General features: G+C 35.0%; 24 protein-coding genes and 1 pseudogene. 21 read left to right on the top strand and 4 right to left on the bottom strand.

Annotated features, from left to right (window positions below; genetic code table 11):
• Positions 1-45 precede the first annotated feature (45 nt).
• From AT575_RS09920 to rpsD, 5 genes are all read left to right on the top strand, one after another.
• Positions 46-2,019, top strand: a complete 1,974-nt coding sequence (locus AT575_RS09920) for a DHH family phosphoesterase (RefSeq protein WP_102778173.1) — start codon at positions 46-48, stop codon at positions 2,017-2,019.
• Positions 2,020-2,472 carry a 50S ribosomal protein L9 gene (gene rplI, locus AT575_RS09915; protein ID WP_102778172.1) on the top strand — a complete coding sequence of 151 codons (453 nt, stop codon included), beginning with the start codon at positions 2,020-2,022 and terminating at the stop codon, positions 2,470-2,472.
• A 34-nt stretch (positions 2,473-2,506) separates the two neighbouring features.
• Positions 2,507-3,868, top strand: coding sequence for a replicative DNA helicase (gene dnaB, locus AT575_RS09910; protein WP_102778171.1), 1,362 nt, complete (start codon positions 2,507-2,509; stop codon positions 3,866-3,868).
• A 12-nt stretch (positions 3,869-3,880) separates the two neighbouring features.
• A complete protein-coding gene (locus AT575_RS09905) occupies positions 3,881-4,153 on the top strand; it encodes a Veg family protein (RefSeq protein WP_102778170.1) in 273 nt (90 codons plus the stop codon).
• Positions 4,154-4,587: 434 nt separating this feature from the next.
• The gene (gene rpsD, locus AT575_RS09900; RefSeq protein WP_003053152.1) at positions 4,588-5,199 is read left to right on the top strand and encodes a 30S ribosomal protein S4; all 612 of its coding nucleotides are present in this window, start codon (positions 4,588-4,590) and stop codon (positions 5,197-5,199) included.
• A gap of 91 nt (positions 5,200-5,290) precedes the next feature.
• Here rpsD and AT575_RS09895 read toward each other — a convergent pair whose 3' ends face one another.
• Both AT575_RS09895 and AT575_RS09890 read right to left on the bottom strand, forming a co-directional pair.
• Positions 5,291-6,454: a tyrosine-type recombinase/integrase gene (locus tag AT575_RS09895; RefSeq protein ID WP_102778169.1), complete on the bottom strand. Its 1,164-nt coding sequence runs from the start codon at positions 6,452-6,454 to the stop codon at positions 5,291-5,293.
• 80 nt (positions 6,455-6,534) lie between these two features.
• On the bottom strand, positions 6,535-7,185 hold the full coding sequence (locus AT575_RS09890; RefSeq protein ID WP_102778168.1) for a helix-turn-helix domain-containing protein: 651 nt from the start codon (positions 7,183-7,185) through the stop codon (positions 6,535-6,537).
• 150 nt (positions 7,186-7,335) lie between these two features.
• Here AT575_RS09890 and AT575_RS11115 point away from each other — a divergent pair, with 150 nt between their 5' ends.
• From AT575_RS11115 to AT575_RS10570, 7 genes are all read left to right on the top strand, one after another.
• Entirely contained in the window at positions 7,336-7,701 is a 366-nt protein-coding gene (locus AT575_RS11115; RefSeq protein ID WP_102778167.1) for a DUF739 family protein, read from the top strand.
• Positions 7,702-7,796: 95 nt separating this feature from the next.
• Complete coding sequence (locus AT575_RS09880; RefSeq protein WP_102778166.1) at positions 7,797-8,030, top strand: hypothetical protein; 234 nt, start codon at positions 7,797-7,799, stop codon at positions 8,028-8,030.
• A gap of 233 nt (positions 8,031-8,263) precedes the next feature.
• Complete coding sequence (locus tag AT575_RS09870; RefSeq protein ID WP_102778164.1) at positions 8,264-8,536, top strand: helix-turn-helix transcriptional regulator; 273 nt, start codon at positions 8,264-8,266, stop codon at positions 8,534-8,536.
• A gap of 3 nt (positions 8,537-8,539) precedes the next feature.
• A complete protein-coding gene (locus AT575_RS09865; RefSeq protein ID WP_102778163.1) occupies positions 8,540-9,064 on the top strand; it encodes a hypothetical protein in 525 nt (174 codons plus the stop codon).
• Positions 9,061-10,476, top strand: coding sequence for a VapE domain-containing protein (locus tag AT575_RS09860; protein WP_102778162.1), 1,416 nt, complete (start codon positions 9,061-9,063; stop codon positions 10,474-10,476). Before AT575_RS09865 ends, AT575_RS09860 begins: the two co-directional genes overlap by 4 nt.
• Before the next feature lie 319 nt (positions 10,477-10,795).
• Positions 10,796-11,026: a hypothetical protein gene (locus tag AT575_RS09855; RefSeq protein ID WP_102778161.1), complete on the top strand. Its 231-nt coding sequence runs from the start codon at positions 10,796-10,798 to the stop codon at positions 11,024-11,026.
• Between the two features lie 255 nt (positions 11,027-11,281).
• Positions 11,282-11,470: a hypothetical protein gene (locus tag AT575_RS10570; RefSeq protein WP_129587076.1), complete on the top strand. Its 189-nt coding sequence runs from the start codon at positions 11,282-11,284 to the stop codon at positions 11,468-11,470.
• On the opposite strand, the gene AT575_RS09850 is transcribed toward AT575_RS10570, so the two are convergent.
• A complete protein-coding gene (locus tag AT575_RS09850; RefSeq protein WP_102778160.1) occupies positions 11,467-11,691 on the bottom strand; it encodes a DUF2188 domain-containing protein in 225 nt (74 codons plus the stop codon). The genes AT575_RS10570 and AT575_RS09850 overlap by 4 nt on opposite strands.
• Positions 11,692-11,768: 77 nt before the next feature.
• Here AT575_RS09850 and AT575_RS09845 point away from each other — a divergent pair, with 77 nt between their 5' ends.
• The 8 genes from AT575_RS09845 to AT575_RS09810 all read left to right on the top strand — a co-directional run bounded on the left by AT575_RS09845 (position 11,769) and on the right by AT575_RS09810 (position 18,219).
• A complete protein-coding gene (locus AT575_RS09845) occupies positions 11,769-12,353 on the top strand; it encodes a hypothetical protein (RefSeq protein WP_102778159.1) in 585 nt (194 codons plus the stop codon).
• Positions 12,354-12,356: 3 nt separating this feature from the next.
• Positions 12,357-12,710: a stress response protein Nst1 gene (locus tag AT575_RS09840; RefSeq protein WP_102778158.1), complete on the top strand. Its 354-nt coding sequence runs from the start codon at positions 12,357-12,359 to the stop codon at positions 12,708-12,710.
• Position 12,711: 1 nt separating this feature from the next.
• A complete protein-coding gene (locus tag AT575_RS09835) occupies positions 12,712-12,945 on the top strand; it encodes a hypothetical protein (protein WP_102778157.1) in 234 nt (77 codons plus the stop codon).
• 322 nt (positions 12,946-13,267) lie between these two features.
• Entirely contained in the window at positions 13,268-13,687 is a 420-nt protein-coding gene (locus AT575_RS09830; RefSeq protein WP_102778156.1) for a DUF1492 domain-containing protein, read from the top strand.
• A 5-nt stretch (positions 13,688-13,692) separates the two neighbouring features.
• Positions 13,693-14,115 carry a DUF1492 domain-containing protein gene (locus tag AT575_RS09825; protein WP_102778183.1) on the top strand — a complete coding sequence of 141 codons (423 nt, stop codon included), beginning with the start codon at positions 13,693-13,695 and terminating at the stop codon, positions 14,113-14,115.
• A gap of 1,126 nt (positions 14,116-15,241) precedes the next feature.
• A complete protein-coding gene (gene mscL / locus AT575_RS09820) occupies positions 15,242-15,616 on the top strand; it encodes a large conductance mechanosensitive channel protein MscL (protein WP_102778155.1) in 375 nt (124 codons plus the stop codon).
• 1,067 nt (positions 15,617-16,683) lie between these two features.
• Positions 16,684-17,277, top strand: coding sequence for a hypothetical protein (locus tag AT575_RS09815; RefSeq protein WP_102778154.1), 594 nt, complete (start codon positions 16,684-16,686; stop codon positions 17,275-17,277).
• Positions 17,278-17,598: 321 nt separating this feature from the next.
• Entirely contained in the window at positions 17,599-18,219 is a 621-nt protein-coding gene (locus AT575_RS09810; RefSeq protein WP_102778153.1) for an NUDIX hydrolase N-terminal domain-containing protein, read from the top strand.
• A 55-nt stretch (positions 18,220-18,274) separates the two neighbouring features.
• On the opposite strand, the gene AT575_RS09805 is transcribed toward AT575_RS09810, so the two are convergent.
• A complete protein-coding gene (locus AT575_RS09805; protein ID WP_102778152.1) occupies positions 18,275-18,817 on the bottom strand; it encodes a TetR/AcrR family transcriptional regulator in 543 nt (180 codons plus the stop codon).
• A 131-nt stretch (positions 18,818-18,948) separates the two neighbouring features.
• On the opposite strand from AT575_RS09805, the pseudogene AT575_RS09800 reads away from it, so the two are divergent.
• A pseudogene (locus AT575_RS09800) lies at positions 18,949-21,227 on the top strand (YhgE/Pip family protein).
• The last annotated feature ends 2 nt before the right edge of the window (positions 21,228-21,229 follow it).

Genomic DNA, 21,229 nt, shown 5'->3' with positions numbered 1-21,229 from the left:
TTCAGGGCTTTTTTGTGGTATAATATTTGCTTAAGAGGTTATAGGATGAAAAGATTTCGTTTTGAAACCATCCATCTTATGTTGATGGGGTTAACTTTATTTGGATTATTAGCACTTTGTGTAGCATTCATGCAATCAAAAATTTTAACTTTGTTTGCTATTTTTCTTGTGCTCTTATTTAGCATGTCCTTACTTTGGTATCAAAAAAAGGTCTATGAATTATCCGATTTAGATCATATTGAATTATTAAACGAACAAACTGAAAACAACTTAAAATCCTTGTTGGATAAGATGCCTGTCGGTGTGATTCAGTTTGATAAAGAAAATAACTTAGTCGAGTGGTTTAATCCCTACGCAGAATTAATTTTCACAAGTGAAGAAGGTGTTTTTCAGGATCAAGCTATCCAGAAAATATTGACAGATAAACGTCAAGGAGAAATTTCACAAACTTTTGAGATTTCAGGCAACCGTTACACTTCTTATCTTGATGAGGCTGCTGGTGTTTTCTACTTCTTTGATGCATTTATTGGTAACCGTCAAACAGTGGATGCCAGCATGCTAAGACCTGTTGTTGGTATTATCTCCATTGATAATTATGATGAGATTACTGACAATCTTACAGATGCTGATATTTCAAAAGTGAATAGTTTTGTTGCTAACTTTATCGCTAATTTCATGGATACACGACATATTTTCTATCGTCGTGTCAATATGGACCGCTATTATTTCTTTACAGACTATCAAAATTTGAAAGAATTAATGGATAATAAGTTTGCTATTTTAGAAACCTTTAGGAAAGAAGCTCAGGAAAAACAATTACGCTTAACCTTAAGTATGGGAATCTCTTTTGGTCAAAAATTCCATGACCAAATTGGTCAAGTTGCTTTAGAAAATCTCAACATTGCCTTGGTACGCGGTGGAGACCAAACGGTTATCCGAGAAAACGAGGAAGGTAAAAATCCGATTTACTTTGGTGGAGGCTCTGTCTCTACTGTTAAACGCTCTCGGACACGGACAAGGGCAATGATGACTGCCATTTCTGACCGCATAAAAACTGTTGATAATGTCTTTATTATCGGCCATAAACGGCTTGATATGGACGCCTTAGGGGCATCAGTCGGGATGCAATTCTTTGCGGGTAATATTATTGAGAATAGCTTCGCAGTCTATGATCCTGATGAGTTGGGACACGATATCGAAAGAGCTATTGAGCGATTACAAGCTGACGGTAAAACACGCTTGATAAGTGTTTCACACGCAATGAGACTCGTCACTAAGAATTCACTTTTGGTCATGGTTGACCACTCTAAAATATCATTGACATTATCAAAAGAATTTTACGATATGTTTGAAGATGTTATCGTCGTCGATCACCATCGCCGAGATGATGATTTCCCTGAAAATGCCATCTTGACCTTTATTGAGAGTGGTGCAAGTAGTGCAGCTGAGTTAGTGACAGAATTGATTCAATTCCAGAATGATAAGAAAAAACTAAGTAAAATTCAAGCAAGTATTTTGATGGCTGGAATTATGTTAGACACGAAAAACTTCTCTACGCGGGTTACAAGCAGGACTTTTGACGTTGCTAGTTATCTTCGTAATAAAGGAAGTGACAGTGTGGAAATTCAACAAATTTCAGCTACTGACTTTACAGAGTATAAGCAAGTTAATGAAATTATTCTTAGAGGCCAAAAAATTTGTGACAACATTATTGTCGGTACTGGTATTGAAAATCAACTTTACTCCAATGTTATCGCTAGTAAAGCAGCTGACACCATGTTGTCAATGGCAGGAGTCGAAGCTAGTTTTGCCATGGTTCAGGTTAAAGAGGATAGATTTGTCATTTCGGCTCGAAGTAGAAGTAAAATCAATGTTCAACGTATGATGGAAAAATTAGGTGGCGGTGGTCACTTTAACTTAGCAGCTTGTCAAATTGAAAATATGAAGTTTGATGATGTGAAACAATTGTTGATTGAGACAATTGAGAACACCATAAGAGAAACAAGTGAGGTAGAATAAATGAAAGTTATTTTTTTAGAAGATGTTAAAGGTAAAGGAAAAAAAGGCCAGATTAAAGAAGTACCTAATGGCTACGCCCAAAACTTTTTAATTAAGAAAAATCTGGCTAAAGAAGCAACAAGCCAAACAATCGGTGAGCTAAAAGGAAAACAAAAATCTGAAGAAAAGGCTCAAGCTGAAATTTTAGCTGAAGCTCAGGCAACTAAAAAAGCCTTAGAAGATGATAAAACATTGGTTGTTTTCAGTGAAAAAGTTGGTCCAGACGGACGTACTTTTGGTTCAATCACAGCTAAGAAAATTTCAGAAGAATTGAAAAAACAATTTAATATTACTGTTGATAAAAGACATATTGAAATGGACCATCCTATTAGAGCAATTGGACTCATCGAGGTTCCAGTTAAATTACATAAAGAAGTTAAGGCTGAAATAAAATTGAAAGTTGATCAAGCCTAGTTAACAAATTGATTTAGAAAAGGAGGCGTAAAAATTGCCTGAAGTACCAGAATTAAGGGTTCAGCCGCAAGATTTGTTGGCAGAACAGTCTGTCCTAGGCTCAATATTTATTTCGCCGGACAAACTAATTACTGTTCGTGAATTTGTTGGTCCTGACGACTTTTATAAATATTCACATAAAATTATTTTTCGGGCAATGATTACCCTCAGTGATCGCAATGATGCTATTGATGCAACGACTGTTCGTACCATTTTAGATGACCAAGGTGACTTACAGAACATTGGTGGCTTGTCTTACATTGTCGAACTTGTCAATAGTGTACCAACCAGTGCCAATGCTGAGTACTACGCTAAAATAGTTGCTGAGAAGGCTATGTTGCGAGATATCATTTCTAGGTTGACAGATACTGTCAACCTAGCCTATGAAGGTTCCTCAGATTCAGAAGATATTATTGCTGGCGCTGAAAAAGCCTTGATTGAAATCAATGAGCATAGTAATCGTAGTGGCTTTAGAAAAATTTCTGATGTTTTAAAAGTTAATTATGAAAACCTTGAAATCAGGTCTAAGCAAACAACGGATGTTACTGGTTTACCAACAGGCTTTAGAGACCTTGACAAGATTACAACAGGTTTACACCCTGATCAACTCATTATTTTAGCAGCTCGGCCTGCAGTTGGTAAAACTGCTTTTGTTCTGAACATTGCTCAGAATGTGGGGACTAAGCAAAAACAAGCGGTAGCTATTTTTTCATTAGAAATGGGTGCAGAAAGTTTAGTTGACCGGATGTTGGCGGCAGAAGGGATGGTTGATTCTCATAGCTTGAGAACAGGTCAGTTGACAGAGCAAGATTGGAACAATGTGACTATTGCCCAAGGAGCTTTGGCAGAGGCGCCAATCTACATCGATGATACTCCTGGGATTAAGATTACTGAAATTCGAGCACGTTCGCGGAAATTAGCGCAGGAAATTGAAGGTGGCCTTGGACTTATCGTGATCGACTATCTCCAGTTAATTACGGGAACCAAGCCAGAAAACCGTCAACAAGAGGTTTCAGATATTTCTCGCCAATTAAAAATTTTGGCCAAAGAACTCAAAGTTCCTGTTATTGCCCTAAGTCAGCTTTCCCGTGGTGTGGAACAGCGTCAAGATAAACGTCCTGTTTTGTCAGATATCCGTGAATCAGGATCTATCGAACAAGATGCCGATATCGTTGCCTTTTTATATCGTGACGATTACTACCGTAAAGAAGGGGAAGACCCTGAAGATGCAATTGAAGATAACACTATTGAAGTTATTTTGGAGAAAAACCGGTCTGGTGCGCGTGGTACCGTCAAACTGATGTTCCAAAAAGAATATAACAAGTTTTCAACAATTGCCCAATTTGAAGAGAGATAAGAGGATAAAATTATGAGTGATGCATTTGCAGATGTTGCCAAGATGAAGAAAATCAAAGAAGAAATCAAAGCCCACGAAGGTCAATTAGTAGAATTAACCTTGGAAAATGGCCGTAAACGAGAAAAAAATAAAATTGGTCGTTTAATCGAAGTTTACAGCTCCTTGTTTATCATTGAATACAATGACAACGCAGACCAACCAGGAGGCTACAACAACACTTACGTGGAGTCTTACACCTATTCAGACATCCTAACCGAAAAAACATTGATTAGATATATGGATTAAAAAAACAACCCAGTGGGTTGTTTTTTCGTTGAGCCAAGAAATTGGTAAGCGAGACGCAACTGAGGTGGGCTCTTTGTTCGTTGAGCCAAGCAATTGTCAGCGAAACGCCACAGAGTGGACTGGTTTTTAAACGAGCCTTAAAATTTGAGAGCGAGTTAACCCAGTGGGTTGTTTTTTCGTTGAGCCAAGAAATTGAGGAAAACTCTTTTATTTCCAAGAAAAATTGATATTTAAAATATTAAAAAAGTGATTTACAGAAGCCTTTAAAGATGTTATAATATACTTTGTGCGAAATAATAGCAGAAAAATATGAAGCTCGTCAACAGGTGGTTATCTATTCAAGTAACCTTTGCTGTTTAGGCGAAAACCCCCTGCACGAATCAGGATTTTTCAAACAGTTATTTCCTCAAATTCATTAGAGGAGGACATTTAATATGTCACGTTATACTGGTCCATCATGGAAACAATCACGCCGTTTAGGTTTATCCCTAACAGGTACAGGTAAAGAATTAGCACGTCGTAACTACGTACCAGGTCAACACGGTCCTAACAACCGTAGCAAACTTTCTGAGTACGGTTTACAACTTGCTGAAAAACAAAAATTACGTTTTTCTTATGGTTTAGGTGAAAAACAATTCCGTAACTTGTTCGTACAAGCTACTAAAATCAAAGAAGGAACTCTTGGTTTCAACTTCATGGTTCTTTTAGAACGTCGTCTTGACAACGTTGTTTACCGTCTAGGTCTTGCAACTACTCGTCGTCAAGCACGTCAATTCGTTAACCACGGACACATCCTTGTTGATGGCAAACGTGTTGATATCCCTTCATACCGTGTTGAAGCTGGTCAAGTGATCTCAGTTCGCGAAAAATCAATGAAAGTACCTGCAATCCTTGAAGCTGTTGAAGCAACTCTTGGACGCCCAGCTTTCGTATCATTCGACGCTGAAAAACTTGAAGGTTCATTAACTCGCCTTCCTGAACGTGATGAAATCAACCCAGAAATCAACGAAGCACTTGTCGTTGAGTTCTACAACAAAATGCTTTAATTCTTACATTAAACACTTTAAAAGCCTATTTAATAGGCTTTTTTTGATGTTAACTTTTGATATTTTACACTTAGCTTCGATTTTAGCTGAGTTATAGTGAATTAACTGCCGTTTCGAAAAATGAGACGGCTTTTTTTGCGTTCTCTTTTGATAAGTGAGAATAAGTATCCAATGTCATTGAGATTGTAGAATGACCAAGTCGATGTTGGAGAGTCTTAGGGTCAATACCAGCATTATAAAGTAAGGTTGCATGTGTATGCCTAAAGCCATGGAATCCAATATTGGAAACCCCAGCTCGTTTGAAGTGTGTTCTTAGTCTTGTATAAAGCGTCTGATCGTTAACATGCTTATTAATAAAATCAGAGAAAACAATATCTGGTACAAGTCCAATTTCAAGACCTTGAATCCTTTGTCTGTTTCGGTATTGTTTTAACATTAGGACGGTAGCCTTATCTATATCAATAGTTCTGATACTAGCTTGTGACTTAGGGGTATTTACTTCAACATAACGGTTAAGTGTCTTTGTAATGGATAAACTTGAGCTCTCAAGGTCAATGTCAGACCAACTTAAAGCCAAAGCTTCATTTATTCTGCATCCAGTTGCCAATAAAAACTTGTATAGAGTAACTTCAAAATGATGTCTGTAATTTGATTGATTAAGACCATCCAAATAATCAAGGAACTTTTTCAATTCAGTATTATCAAAATACTTCAGACTAGTTTTTTCTCTCTTTTTCTTACGAGGCAAGACAACGTTTAATGCTGGGTTATTATCCAGCAGTTGCATAGTTACTCCATATTGCAATATACGCTTGTTTAAAGCATGTAATTTGTCGTAGTGAGCAAAAGCACCAGACTCATTATTATTGGCTTTATCTGCCCATTTATTGACCTTATTTTGAATTAATGGAGTTGTTATCTTATCAAGCTTATAGTCTCCAAAAGTTGGGATAATATGGTTTTTAAGTAGCAATGAGACACTGCCAACCGTGTTTGGTTTCACAGTATTCTTGTAACTATTCCACCATAAGTCAGTAAGTTCTTTGTAGCTTTTGATTTTAATTTCACTATGGACTGTAGATCCATTTCTTATGAACTCGTTTTGTTTTTGCTTTGCTAGCAGTTTGAGTTCTTTCTTAGTACGAGCGGTTAATCTAGTCTTTATTTCCTTACCAGTAACAACATCGATACCTAAATAAACTTGTGAACGGTAAACGATAGTACCATTATTCTTTTTGTATTCTGTAATTTTCATTTTAAAACCTTTCTAACATCAGCAGGCAAGCATCAGGGCGTTAGATTGGTTTATAGTTTAATGACAATTACGGTCAGGGGTTAGTCTTCTTCTATGTGGACTGTACCACTAACTCCGTAAATAGATTCTAATTGTGTATCTTCAATTAAATAATTCGAAAGTGAGTTCAAGAGAATGTCGACAGGTTCTCTTTTTTCGGAAGGTATAATATAATATCTTGCAATTAATGTCCTAGTATGAGCCTCTGCAAAATAAAATGTAGTGTAAAACGAGTCTAGCCATTTTTCAGTCCATTCATCAATTCTTCTATAAGATGGATTTGTTTTACCTATATTTATATAATTATCCCTAATTTCCTTTTCAAACTTTTTAACTAAGGATTTATCCCCTACAAGCATTAAGAATTGTCTGCGACCATCTTCTACAATTTGTTTATTAGCCTTATTAGATTTCAAGACGACATTTTCTAGAATTTCAAGCATGCCCCTTTCTTTATCTACTTCATAACCCATTAACCAAGTTTCGTCTACACCTAATGTTCTAGCTAATAATGTAAGCTTTCGTTGATCTGGGTTCGACTTCCCACTTACATATTCAGAAAGTGAGCTTTTTGACATATATATATCAAGTTCCTCTTGATATGGTTTGGACATCTCCAAAATTTTTACTTGTTTTAACCCACGCTCGTCCATTAATTGCTTTAGCCTCTGTGCTGTAGTGTATTTTTTCATATAGTCACCTCACTTTATAGTATAAATGAAAGTCAGAATTTGTACAAGAAAAAAGTTCGAACAAATCAGATTTTTCTCTTGCAAAAAAAATTTCATCTGGTATAATTAAAATATAAAGTTCGAATAGAACGGAATTAGAAAGGAGAAACTATGAAAGAAGAATTTGACTACTCAAGATTACTTGGTAAAATTGTTGAAAAATTTAATACAAGAGAAAAGTTCGCAACTGCTATGAATCTTAGTGCGGACAGCATCTCGGATAAATTAAATAATAAAACAATTTGGAAACAATCTGATATTGATAAAGCAACTTACTTACTAAATATTGATACCACAGAAATTGGGTTATATTTTTTTTACAAAAAAAAGTTCGAACATAACGGATTCTGGAAATTCGAACAAAAAAAGCCTCCAAAGTTTGGCGACTGGAAAAGGCTTTTAAATCACAGAATACTAAGCACAAATTATCAGCAGGCAAGCAAGATAATCAGGGCGTTAGTAATTTTATTTATATAGTAATTGTACTATATATATCACACAAGGTCAAGCTACAACGGGAGTTTGCCAGTATCTTATAACTGGAGACAACAATACAAATGGAGAAAACGAAAATGAAACGGGAACAAAATGAAGTATTTGAAATTAGAGATTATTTAGTAGAAAACGATTATCCAAATGGTTTAATCAATATCCTTGACGACTATTTTACAAACAAAGCCATTGCTCGTGATGAAATAGAAGAAATGATGAAGCAAGATAATTTTGCTGAATTAGTTGGTAGTTATCAGTTAAGAGGTGCTAAACGTGAACTAACTTTTAGGGAGGCAATGCAATGCAAGAACTAAACTTAACACCCTCTCAAGCCGTCATATTCTTCATTATAAGCGCAGTTATCTTATTAGTAATGATATTATCCAAACAAACCCTAGACTTCGTACAGGACTTCAATAAAGCGTGTGACGACAACGAGAAAGCATGCACTGACTTAATCAAAGCTAATGAAGAATTGAGACAAACTATAATTGCTAGCCGTCAAGGTGCATTTCTTCAGATTGAACATCATTAGGAGGTGCAATATATGAACTTATTTAGCAATGAAACAGAGCAAGACTTGAAGATTCAAATTGCATCTATCGTAAATGATGCAGTCGATAATTTACAAAAGCCTGAACCTAAATTATTGGGTTTGATAACTAGAAAGCAACTCAAAGAAGAATTAGGGATTTCAACTCCCACCATCGAAAAATGGGAATTGTATGGCTTAAAATCATTCGTGCCACCTTTGGAAGAGACAAGAACAAAATTCTATAAAGTGTCTGACATCTTGGCTTTTCTTGGTGTTGAGGGCTAACTTATGCAGATGATTAACTTACAAATAAATGCTGAAGTATTGCCTGCGTTCTCATTCTTGAAAGACAATCCGACACGATTGTTACAAAAAGGTAAGCATCTCATGTTGACCTATTGGAAACCGCCTAATGTTGAATTAGTCAATCACACTTACAAAGGGGTTAAGGTTGAGATTTCAGAGCACGACCAACTTAATCAACTGCTAGCAGACGGTTGGGAACTTGTTAGACCATTTAAAGTTAGCATAGCTAAGAGAGAGCTTGTGCAGGCATTGAATCAGATTGAAACTCAAGTATTAACTAAGTCAAGAGTTGGTGCTGGAGTTGTCATAAATGGTCAAGTTTATAATTGGATAGCTTACGGTATCAAAGAACCAAGCGATGTTATTAATTTTGTGAAGATGTTCTTCATTTGTGGGTACTCTTATGAGGAAGTTGTCCAATTATTCACTAATTTAACGATACCAAACAAAGAACTATTGTCATTATTTTTAGAGAGGATGAATCAGATGTATAAGGGGGTAGAATGACGGATATTATAGAAAAACTTGAATTAATTACACCAGATGTGATAGAAAGCAAAAAGAAGAAAAAATCAAAAGTAACTGAAATTTCAAAATGGCCAGGCCTGATAGTAACAGATAAAGATAAAGTTTTAAAGTGCAGAGCAAATCTCACCAGAATTTTAACTAGTTACGATGATAACTTCAGTTATTTATTCTGTTTCAATCAAAATACCCATGAAATTGAAATCAGAGATGATAGAAACTTGATGGAAAATATAAAGATAGAAAAAGGCTATTTTGATGATACTGTAAGCAATCAGATTGCAGGTTATATCAGTAATACTTATTATGTTGACTATAAATCCAATGAAGTGGCAGATGAGGTAGAAGTTATTGCATTACAGCATCCAACCAACCCAATAAAGGCTTTTCTAACTCAAGCCAGAATTAATGCACCTGATACTGATCCTTTTCCAATTATTCAAAAATACCTCAATGTTGACGATACAGAATACAATCGTATTGTGTTTGATTTGTTCTTTCGAGGAGCAATCGCAAGGATATTAGAGCCATCTATACGCTTTGATTATTGCCTAGACTTGGTTGGGAAACAGGGAGCAGGCAAAACAAATTTTTTGAGACAAATTTTCTTGGGTTACTATGAAGAAATTGAAACTTTTAGTGGAAAAGACGACCTACTAAAAATGGTTGGCGCTTGGGTAGTAAATGACGATGAATTAGTCGCTACTAAAAAAAGTACATTCGAAGAAGTGAAGCGTGCTATCACAAGAACTAAACTTTCATATCGACCACCATACGGACGTGCGACAAAGCGAGTACATGTTGATTTTGTCTACACAAGAACCACTAATCATACCCAGCATTTGGGAGATGCAACTGGAGACCGTAGATTTCTACCAGTTAAAGTTCACTATGCAGATGAAGAGCAACTAAAAAAAATTACAGAAGATGATTTAACTGCAATTTGGGGAAATTATTATAGAGCTTATTATAAAAATGACAAACTCTATTATGATGAATACGAAAAAGAAGGTAAACTCATTGCCATCGAGCGTGAGAAGTACAAATATGTTGATGATATTACCGAGCGCATTAACTGGTATCTTGAAACTTATATTCCATCTGATTTTTACAGTAAGTCTGTAACTGCAATAAATCGAAGAAATTACTATTACGACCTTGAAGAAAAAGGTACTGCATACCGAGATGCAAACGATCAAATAGAATGGGTTGGCGATACTCCAAGAGACAGGGTTAATATCAGAGATATGGTTTCGGAGGTGTTCTCAACCGACTATGACCAAAAGAAAATCAAGACCAAAGCAAAACTGTTTCTTGATAATTTAGATGGTTGGGAATACAAGAAAAGTATAAATTTTGGGAGCAAAGTTACTAGTGGTTGGGAAATGGAGTAGGAATTTCACGAAATTTTTCCTACTTTCTAAACGATTGATATAGATGAGTTTTAGGAAAAATTGTAGGACATGTAGGAATTATTTCCTATGTTCAAAAGCATTGACACTACTGACTTTGCAGAACATTTGTAGGAAAAATAATGATTTTTTAAAAAACATTTATAGAAAGATACAAAAAAAACATTATGTGTATATAAAAAGTTTGAGCAAAATTTTTCCTATTTTCCTACAAGTTGCTCCTTATCCCTTATGTATCAATTGATTTCGATGTAGGAATAAAATTATATTGTAGGATTTTTCCTACAAACAAGGAGAAAACATGAAAGATATATTAACAAAAGAACAAATTGAGAACGCCAGTTTGGAATTGGACGAGAATAAGACTATTAAGCTTAATGCAATTCTTAACTTCTTTAGCGGAGTGCAACATGTGTTAGTTAAATGGAGTAAACACGAGTTCACCAACGAAACTGCAATGAAAGTTCTTGCTACTGGATATGAGCAGGTTATCCTAGAAAACGTTGAGGTATCCAATGCAACTAAAAACTAAGATAATCACTCAAACGCACTAATGGTACACAAACAAAACTACACTAGACAAGCTGGTCAATGACTTCATAGCAGATAAGGACTTTGTATCAGTTAACTACATTGAAACGTGGATAGGGAAACACGAATGCCTAAGAACAACTGCATTTATTACCTATCAGGAATCTAAGTAACACTCCATTATTGAAAGGAGTGATGCCATTGATCTAATAATCAAGTACAGTGGGAAACTAGTAACCCTATCACGAGGTAAAACGTGAGCCAACTGGTAGGGTTGCATTTAAAGGGAGAAAAAATAATGAATGACAATAAAATTCTAAATAGTAATAATTATATACAGTTAATTGTAGAAAACAAAAAAGGTAAAAAAATAGCAGAAATCACGACCGATAATGTGATAACTGCTAATGGATATATTGTTAAACTAATTCCAGCTAACAATTAACCTTTAGGTGGAAAAGGATCGTTACCGAAAGTATTACGCTCTCTAATACGACCATTTTTACCATGAATTAATACTTCACTACTGTTATTCTTTGCGATATCAGTAGCAACTTTAATTGCATCAGCTTGGGTATCTGTGACTTTTGTAGCTCGCTTATTACCTTCGCCTTTAACGCTCCATCCACCGTTTGGATTTGGAACAACATGCTGATTGCCTGCCATCTAATCACCTCCTTTCGAGATGATTATACCACTTAAACTAACTAAAATATTATAAAAGAAAAAGGAAAATTATAAACATGAAAACACTAAACGAATTTGACAAACATTTTAAAGAACTAATTGCTAAAGATGCAAAGGTAAAATCTGAAGTTGAAAAACAGATTGAAGAAACAAATGCAAAACTTGATGACGCTAACCATCGTCTACAAGTGGCAGAGGATAAAGGTAATGCACAAGATTATATTGATATCAAAAAAGAAATTGAAGTCCTGAACTTATCTAATGAAATGAACTACAGCAAACTGGATAAAGTTATCAATAAACCATTAATTGAGAAAGACGACTTCTTCCCTACTCTTGACCAACTTGAAGCTGTTGCTGATGCTGAACAAGATAAGCTAATGGATAAAGCTAAGGAACTGTTGTTAGAGCTTAAGAAACTTGCTGATAAGTCAATTGAGCTCGGTATCAAAACAGATGGACTATATAAGGTATTGAGTCATGATATTGTCAAAGAAGATGAATCTTATAAGCATGATAAAAGCGGAGCTATGCGCTGGTTTGATTGGCCAATCTATACAAGAACGAATAAGCACTTTGTTTATTCTTACTATGATCAATACGTTAAAAATACTTATATGAATCCAGAGAAAGAGGACTAAGCAATGGAAAACGAAACTAAAGATTTAAATAGCTGGTATGCAGAGCTTTCCGAGAAAGCTGAACATAATATTGCAGAGAAAGAGGCAGAGCGTGTCCGTCTAGTTAACGAGAGAGCAGAACGTGAGCGTGCCAAACGTGATGCTAAAAACGATAAATTACAAGGGTTGTTAGCAAAGACCATGCAGAAAGAGCTTGATGAAAAAGAAAAGTTGGCACAATCAAAGCAAGAGGAACACATCAAGGAACTTGAAAAGCAATGGGAAAAAGGGGGAGACTATAAGACAGAGGAGACATTAAAGGTTGAATCTGGTATCAAGTCCATGCTAACGGGCATCAATAGCCGATGGGGTGAGTGACATGCAAAAATTTTCAACTGATTACTTCAATAGCATCCGCAAGGGCGATGAGGTCACTACGATAATGTTTGGAAATAAACGTGGCTTAAAAGGAACTGTAATCAAACCAGCACAGATACAATATGCACCATTCTTAAGATGGATGGTAGAGTTTGAAGATGGAACAACGGGAACCTTTGAAAGTAGATACCTTGTTTTCTGGGAAGACTGGCTAGAGTTCAAGGGAAGAATCTGATAGCTGACAATACAAGTACGATACATTTATTTTAAAAAAAAATAAAAAAAATATTTTAAATGTTTATGGAAGTTCGAAGATTGACGACAAAGGGGGCATACCTACCCCACCCCGTTCGGTTTCCGAGCTTCCCGCTGTACTGTACATTTTTTCACACGTTAGGATTTAGAAACCTAGCAATTGAAATTTTTATTGAACCAAATTGCCTAAAACTCTAGTAAAATAGCGGTTTATAAGGCTTTTTGTTTATTGATATGTAGTATTTAAATACTAACATGTTCTAACAAATTTTACTAAAAATAATAATCAGGAGGTCTAATTATTGGATGACGATGCAAAAGAATTATTGAACGAATTGAAATACATTCCCAAAAAGATTCAGTTACTAAAAGAAGATATCGAGGCGACCAGAAAGAGCTTGATTAAAAGTCCAACTTATTCAGATACCAAGGTCAAAGGTGGTACTCCATACAGTCAGGAAGATAAGCTTGTCAGTATTATTGATACAACTGATTACAATAAACAATTGATAAGTGAGCTTTTAGACCGAAAAGGAGAGATTCTGCAAATCTTAAATAAGTTAGATCATTTAGAATATATGATATTGTTCACTTTGTACTGCAATGACTTAACTAATGATGAGGCAATGGATAAGTTAGATATCAGACACAGGAACAAATTCTTTAAACTAAAAAAGCAAGCTATTGAACGCTTGCAGTTGATTTTGGAAAGGGAGTGTTAGTCCATTTGACAGAGGATGAATTAAAGAAAGAACTCAAAAAGATATCTGGGTACGATAAAATGATTAAAAACCTAAATCTTGAATTGCAATATATTGAAGATGGAATCTTTTCCAAATCAGTATTGACAAACTCAAAAGTTAAGACTAGCCTATCAAATAGAACTGAAAACAAAGTAGTAGATACGCTTGGCATGAAAGATAATATCCTTGACCAGATACAAGACTTGATTACTGAAAGAAATAAGATAGTTGAATATATTTCAATGGTTGATGACCCCGAAGAAAGATTAATTCTTCATAGTTGGTATGTACTCGGTAAATCATGGGGAGAGATTTCTGACCAATTTGAAATTAGTCAGTCAAAAATATTTAATAAAAAAAGACGAGCGATTAAGAGCATTTGTGAGAGGTTAAATAATATAGGTTAAGACAGGAAGTAACTTCAGTTGCTTCCTTTTATCATCCATATAAAGCGATATGAGGCATATTTATTAATCCATATCAGATAACTATTCAAGCGACTTAGAACGAAAGCTAGAGCCTCTCACAGTATAATAAAATCAATTCTGTTTCATTGGTTAGTTATCGGAAACAACCGGAACTATTTTTGTATTATCTAAATCATACAATAGTATTATTATGCTATTATTTTGGTATAGATACTTAACTTTATTTCATAGAATTTCATAGTATAGTACCAGAGTACCCCACTTCTTTTTATCGGGGCTATGATTAAGTTTAAACAAAAGAACGCGGTCAATTCTGTGCAATATTTCCCTTTTTTTAAAACTTTTGACAAAATTAAAAGTCTATACTTTAGGCGTTTGTTGGCATTTTTTACCCGTTATACTACCCCAAAGGGTAACTAAAAAACCGCGCTAGGGGCACGGAAAAAAACTAGTATGGAGTAAAAAAGTGAACATGTTTCAAAATCTTTAGGAGAGAGAGAGAGTTCACAATTCTGTTTTTTTATTATTGTACAATTTGACTACCTATTTGTAAATAGCCTCCAATCGTCCATAGGAGCGTTTCTACGAGCGTTTAGCATTTTATGATTAATATATCGAACGTGCTATTTAAAATAACACCCCGCCCCACGTATGAGCCTTAAGAGAGCCAATATGAAGTGTCTTCTTACACTGCGCAATTTTCCCAGATTTTACAATGGGGCTTGGTCTCTATAATCATTGTTTCAACAACTTTCTTTAAAAAATATGAGTGAAAAACATACCTGTTTTAGAGCATAAAAAAATCAGCTAAATGAATAGCTGAAATGCAGAGGCAACATTTATACGGAAAGTTCATTTTCACTAAGCTAATTAATGAGGAAATTGCCTCTACTCGTTCAGTATAGCATAAAGAATAAAAACAACCACTAATTAACAGTGGTTAACTTTGTTAGAAAAAAGTGTTTCTCCTAAGCGAATACTATGTTTTTTTAAAAACTTCTTTCTTTATTGTTAAAAATTGTTTATAATAGCCATAACAATACGACTTATATTTTGGTTGTGCTAGAGCTTACTAGAGAAAAGCAAAAAAGGAAAAGGTGTTCTTATGATTAAAGAATTAAAAGAATTTTTGTTTAAAGGCAATGTCTTAGATTTAGCTGTTGCCGTCGTTATTGGTGCTGCATTTAAAGCTATCATCGATTCATTAGTTGCTGACGTGGTAACACCACTTATCTTAAATCCAGTTCTCAAAGCTGCAGGTGTTTCAAACATCGCTGAATTAGCTTGGAACGGTGTTAAATACGGTAGCTTTATTGCTGCTGTTATCAATTTCCTAATTGTTGGTACAACTTTATTCTTCGTTGTTAAGGCTGCTAATAAAGCGATGTCTTACAGAAAACAAGAAGAGGAAGAAGGTATTGCTGAATATACACAAGAAGAACTTCTTGTCCAAATTCGCGATTTACTTGCAGATAGATAATATATGAACCACTTGATTTTAAGTGGTTTTTTTATGAAGAAAAAAGCGTGATAATTAAATCACGCAATCGAAAAGTGGGTATAAACCCGAAGTTTTACCGTTTTTTTCACTCTTCCTGTTTGCAAAAGAGGTTCAAAAAACTAACAGAACTAATGGAAAGTTTTTAATCTGTCTGAAATTATTATATATTAAAAAATAAATAGTCAATATTAACTTTTAAAATTTTTAATTGTTGCACAATCGTGTCGTTCATAAAAATATTAAATTGAAGAAATTACGGATAGACCATCTTCGTACCAGTAAGTGACTAAGTTCTTTGTTACATATTTTTTCCGAACATTTTAATTTATTTTCATATAAAAATTTGAAGTTTAAAACTTGCTATGCTATAGTCTGTCTATTATTTCTTAATAGGAGTAGAAAAAATGCATTGGGAAGTATTGAGAACAGAAAAAATGTAGTCGTTGGCAATCTAATAAAATAATCAAAAAATTTACTACCGAAGAAGAAGCTAAAAGTTACAAAAGTTCTATAAAAGGGTATAGTGAAATATACATAGTTAACGAAAGCTACTCAAACCAATAGAAATCAGAAAGGCATTTCTTAAATAGAGATGTCTTTTATAATATAAAAAAAGCACTCTTCTAAATAAAGAGCGCAAAACGGGAGAATTGGGATAATTATATATTTATTTTTATGGAGAGAGAGAATATATAATTTTCCCGTTTTGAATAATTATAGCATAGATATTTCTTTTTGCAATACTGCAACTGATACTAAAATATACTCTGTCTCTAATATTGTATCTACCATTAGCCAAATAAATGAGCTTCTCCCTATACATTTGACTTGTAATAAATATGCAATATTGTTTTATAAAAATTAATTAACAAAAATCCTAGAATATATTGAATTTTTTAAATATTTAGATTATAATATACTTATCTAAATAAAGACGAGCCCATGCTATCAGAGAGAGAGTTCACGGGCTTTTTTTTATTTGTAATTTGAATAGTAAATTAAGCAGTTGTATGGGATAATAGGTTAATAAGTTATTTGGAGGAGACATGGAGCAAATAAAAACAATCGGATTATATATACTATCTTTGGTTGGTATTGGTATAATCTACTATATAAAAGACTTACCAACTCTAACTAGAGAGCTGAAGTTGGAGGAAAAAAGAAACAACAATCAATCTAACCTTCAAAGAGAGGCTTATTTTAGGGAGATTAGTGGTGTAGGAATCCATAAACTTTTTAATGATTGGATGAGTATGCTTGCTGATGTAGAAAACTTTAATAAAAAACTAAAACCAGCGACTATTATCGAAATGCAATCGAAAACAATGATGTATGGCTCTGAAGAAACCGTAAAAATATTATCAGAAATGATGAAGTTTATTTATGAATCTAATATGGGTAACGAGGCTCAAGGTTCAAATAATTCTAAAAACAGTAAAAGTGAAGAATTTGATTTAGAATCTGCAATAGGATTTTATTTCGTTGCAAAATTAGTAACTTCATTAAAGAAAGATTTCACTGGTTATAGTGTAGATCCTATGATGTTAATTAGAACTCGAGTGAAACATATCGATACTGGTAAAAATAAAGAGTATTTAGAGAAAGCTAGGATTCAAGTTCAAGAAAAACTTTCAAAGTGATATAAAAAGACACCCTTATAGGTGCCTTTTTCTTGCCTGCTGAACTCGTCATTTTTAGTTCCGTTTTTAGTGAAGTTTGGGGTTAAAATTAAGTATATTTATTTTTATACTGTAAACATAAAAAAGCAGTATTATCAATGCTTAGATGCTGTAAATTTACACTATTTGTAAACCGTTAAAATTCTACAACAAAATGCTTTAATTCTTACATTAAACACTTTAAAAGCCTATTTAATAGGCTTTTTTTGATATATCAATTTGTAATTCTCTTTTCCCACTTATTTTGTTAGACTTAAAGTATGAATGATTTGGAGGTGTGCTATGCAAGAAAATCCTAAGTGGTTGGATTGGGCCACGAGGTTACAAAGTTTGGCTCAGGCGGGACTATTCTATAGTAAGGATGTCTTTGATCAGGAACGTTATCAGGAGATTAGGGATATTGCTGCTGAGATGATGTCCGAGCAGACGGAAATTCCCCTTCCTAAGATGAAAGAGCTTTTCTGCCATGAAGTAGGTTATCAAACGCCTAAATTAGATACCAGGGCAGCCATTTTCAAAGATGACAAGATTCTTTTGGTCAAGGAAAGGAATGGGACCTGGTCCTTGCCAGGTGGCTGGGTGGACTCTAATCTTTCCATTGAAGAGAATACCATTAAAGAAGTCAAGGAAGAAGCCGGTATTGATGTGAAGGCTGATTTTATTATTGCTATTCAGGATAGAGCCAAGCACAATCAGCCTATTTATCCCTATGGGGTTTGTAAGGTATTTGTAGCTTGTACCTACTTGAGTGGCCACTTTGAAAGCAATTCGGAAACCAGTGAATCAGCATACTTCAGCGAGAATCAACTCCCTGGCTTAGCCACCGCAAAAAATACGGCAGAGCAAATTAGCATGTGTTTCGCGGCTCATCGAGATTCAAATTGGAAAACTCAGTTTGATTAAAGTATGTTTTCATTAAATCAAAAACTGCAGAGCTAGGCTTTGCAGTTTTATTTGTTTACTTATTAGATTGATCAATCATTTTTAAGACGAAGTCGGTCATTTGTTGGGGGCTTTCTTTTTTGCCTCTTGCAATCCAGGTTTGGCAGGTACCAAAGAAAGCATAGGCTAAATAGACACTTTGATAGTCTAGTTCAATTTTGGACATGCCTTCCTTAGCGACACGCTCATGGAGTTCAGAAGTAATCAAAATGCGGACCTTATTGATGATAAAATTTTGCAATTCTTTAGTTCCGTTAGAAGATAAGAGGGCTGATAGTAATTTTTCCCTTGATAAGAAGGAAAAGACTTCTAAAAAGGTTGCTTCATTATCATCATAGTCTTTGTCAAAGATATATTCTAATTGATGGAAAAGCATTTGCTGATAAGAATCAATCATTTCATATTTATCACGATAGTGTGTATAGAAACTTGACCGACTGATTCCAGCTGTTTCTGCTAATTCAGTCGTTGAGATGTCATCAAAACTTTCCTTGCTAAGGAGTTTAACCATTGCTTCTAAGAGAGCCTTTTTGGTATTTTCTTTTCGATTGATAGACATTTGGTCTCCTTTATTTGAACAATTTGGACAATGTGTCTAAAAACTAGTGATTAATTCTTGAGTTTTCATGACTTCAATGTATAATATATTTTATCACAAAATGACTAAAGTACAATCGTTCGGGAGGGAAAATGTTAGAAGAGTTAAAAGCACTTTTAAAAAATCCAAAATTAATCATCACAATGATAGGAGTGGCACTAGTTCCAGCCTTATATAACTTGTCTTTCTTAGGTTCTATGTGGGATCCTTATGGTCAGGTTGAAGACTTACCAATTGCAGTTGTTAATCAGGATAAAAGTGCAAAGTTAAATAACGGTCAACTACGTATTGGCCAAGATATGGTAGACAATATGTCTAAAAATAAAGACTTGGACTATCACTTTGTCTCTGAAAAGAAGGCTGATAAAGGGCTTAAGAATGGCGACTATTATATGGTTGTGACCCTACCAGAAGATCTATCTCAGAAAGCAACTACTATTTTAGAAAAGAAGCCTGAAAAAATGGTGATCCATTACCAAACTAGTAAAGGTCATGGGATGGTTGCTTCTAAGATGAGTGAAGCAGCAATGACCAAATTAAAGAGCTCAGTTTCAAAAAATATTAGTCAAACTTATACCAAATCGGTTTTCTCTAGTATGCGTCATTTGCAGGATGGTCTAGGAAAGGCTTCTAATGGAAGTCGTCAATTAGCTCAGGGTGCTAAGAGTGCTGAAAGCGGAAGTCAAGAAATGTCGTCAAATTTAAGCACGCTTAGTAAGGGCAGTCAATTGCTTAATCAAGGGGTAGGACAACTCAATTCTGGTTTGCTAACCTATACAGGAGGTGTCAGTCAACTAAATAGTGGGATTACAAATTTCTCTACCCAACTACCAACTTATTTAGATGCTGTTTCGCGCTTATCTGCTGGAGCAAGTCAATTAACAGCAGGTTTAAACCAGTTGTCAACAAAAACAAGTGTCAGTCCGGTTGACAGTCAAAATATTCAGGCCTTAGAAACAGGTTTGCCAGAATTAAATACCTACATTCAATCTTTAAATACAAGGGTTAGTCAATTAGGGTCGTCTTCCTCAACAAGTTCTGATTTAGAAAAAATACAAACCTATTTACAATCTATTGCGACCTCTGCTCAAACCATCATTAATAATGAAGCAACAGCTTCAAATAGCCAATTGGCAGCACTTCAAGCTACTGCAACATACAATAGCTTGACTCCGGAACAACAAGCAGAGCTTTCTAGTGCAGTTTCTGGAACCTCCTCATCAGCAAGTAGTAGTGCTCAGGCAATATTAGCCAATGTTTCTTCATTACAAATAACCTTGTCAAGCTTGTCAACACAATCAAGCAGTGGACAACTTGCTCAATTACAAACAAGTATTAGTCAAATTGCATCTAAGTCTAATCAGGCTTTACCGGGAGCAAGTGCTGCATTGACAAAATTGTCGACTGGCATGTCAAGTGTTAACTCTGCTGTCAATAATCAACTCTTGCCCGGCAGTAGTCAAATCAGTGAGGGATTAACAACACTTTCTGGCAATAATCAGACGATCACGGATGGGTTGACTAAAATATCAAATGGATCTTCAACACTGAATTCCAAGTCGGCTTCACTAATTGAAGGGAGTCAAACCTTATCTGAAAAGACAGGTCAATTGTCAACTGGAGCTGGCAAACTTTCTGACGGAAGTGAGCACTTGACAAGTGGATTGACGGACTTGTCAACGGGATTGACAAGCTTACAAACTTCGTTAGTGCAAGCTTCAAACAAACTTGATTTGGTGAGTGTCAAAGAAAGTAACGCTAAGGCTTTGGTGTCACCTTTGGCATTATCCGAAAAAGACAAAGACAATGTTAAAACCAATGGGATTGGTATGGCTCCTTATATGATTGCTGTTTCTTTAATGGTAGTGGCGCTGTCAACCAATGTTATATTCGCCAACTCATTGTCAGGTAAGCCAGTTAAGAGGCGATGGGATTGGGCTAAACAAAAGTTTGTTATTAATGGTTTTATTTCTACTTTAGGTTCGTTAATTTTATATGTTGCCATCCAATTTTTGGGATTTGAGGCTAATTTTGAGATGAAGACGCTAGGCTTTATTATTCTGAGTGGGTGGACTTTAATGGCCCTTGTGACGGCCTTAGTTGGTTGGGATGATCGTTATGGCTCCTTTGCTTCCCTGATTATGTTGCTGGTTCAAGTCGGATCATCTGGGGGTCTTATCCAATTGAATTGTCTGGTAAATTCTTCCAAACCATGCATCCTTTCTTACCAATGTCCTATGTGGTTTCAGGATTACGGGAAACCATTTCTTTAAGTGGAAATATTGGACTTGAAGTCAAGATTCTGTTAGGATTTTTAGTAGGCTTTATGGGACTTGCTTTACTCATTTACCGACCAAAAACTAATCAGTAAGG

Source organism: Streptococcus penaeicida, assembly GCF_002887775.1.
In the GTDB taxonomy this organism is placed as follows: Bacteria; Bacillota; Bacilli; order Lactobacillales; family Streptococcaceae; genus Streptococcus; species Streptococcus penaeicida.
The sequence above is the reverse complement of the archived record's forward strand: the minus strand, read 5'-3'. Positions and strand labels throughout refer to the sequence as shown.

Coding starts and splice junctions, on each gene's coding strand:
- AT575_RS09920 (WP_102778173.1), top strand. CDS start 46: ATGAAAAGATTTCGTTTTGAAACCATCCATCTTATGTTGATGGGGTTA.
- rplI (WP_102778172.1), top strand. CDS start 2,020: ATGAAAGTTATTTTTTTAGAAGATGTTAAAGGTAAAGGAAAAAAAGGC.
- AT575_RS09905 (WP_102778170.1), top strand. CDS start 3,881: ATGAGTGATGCATTTGCAGATGTTGCCAAGATGAAGAAAATCAAAGAA.
- rpsD (WP_003053152.1), top strand. CDS start 4,588: ATGTCACGTTATACTGGTCCATCATGGAAACAATCACGCCGTTTAGGT.
- AT575_RS09895 (WP_102778169.1), bottom strand. CDS start 6,454: ATGAAAATTACAGAATACAAAAAGAATAATGGTACTATCGTTTACCGT.
- AT575_RS09890 (WP_102778168.1), bottom strand. CDS start 7,185: ATGAAAAAATACACTACAGCACAGAGGCTAAAGCAATTAATGGACGAG.
- AT575_RS11115 (WP_102778167.1), top strand. CDS start 7,336: ATGAAAGAAGAATTTGACTACTCAAGATTACTTGGTAAAATTGTTGAA.
- AT575_RS09880 (WP_102778166.1), top strand. CDS start 7,797: ATGAAACGGGAACAAAATGAAGTATTTGAAATTAGAGATTATTTAGTA.
- AT575_RS09870 (WP_102778164.1), top strand. CDS start 8,264: ATGAACTTATTTAGCAATGAAACAGAGCAAGACTTGAAGATTCAAATT.
- AT575_RS09865 (WP_102778163.1), top strand. CDS start 8,540: ATGCAGATGATTAACTTACAAATAAATGCTGAAGTATTGCCTGCGTTC.
- AT575_RS09860 (WP_102778162.1), top strand. CDS start 9,061: ATGACGGATATTATAGAAAAACTTGAATTAATTACACCAGATGTGATA.
- AT575_RS09855 (WP_102778161.1), top strand. CDS start 10,796: ATGAAAGATATATTAACAAAAGAACAAATTGAGAACGCCAGTTTGGAA.
- AT575_RS09850 (WP_102778160.1), bottom strand. CDS start 11,691: ATGGCAGGCAATCAGCATGTTGTTCCAAATCCAAACGGTGGATGGAGC.
- AT575_RS09845 (WP_102778159.1), top strand. CDS start 11,769: ATGAAAACACTAAACGAATTTGACAAACATTTTAAAGAACTAATTGCT.
- AT575_RS09840 (WP_102778158.1), top strand. CDS start 12,357: ATGGAAAACGAAACTAAAGATTTAAATAGCTGGTATGCAGAGCTTTCC.
- AT575_RS09835 (WP_102778157.1), top strand. CDS start 12,712: ATGCAAAAATTTTCAACTGATTACTTCAATAGCATCCGCAAGGGCGAT.
- mscL (WP_102778155.1), top strand. CDS start 15,242: ATGATTAAAGAATTAAAAGAATTTTTGTTTAAAGGCAATGTCTTAGAT.
- AT575_RS09815 (WP_102778154.1), top strand. CDS start 16,684: ATGGAGCAAATAAAAACAATCGGATTATATATACTATCTTTGGTTGGT.
- AT575_RS09810 (WP_102778153.1), top strand. CDS start 17,599: ATGCAAGAAAATCCTAAGTGGTTGGATTGGGCCACGAGGTTACAAAGT.
- AT575_RS09805 (WP_102778152.1), bottom strand. CDS start 18,817: ATGTCTATCAATCGAAAAGAAAATACCAAAAAGGCTCTCTTAGAAGCA.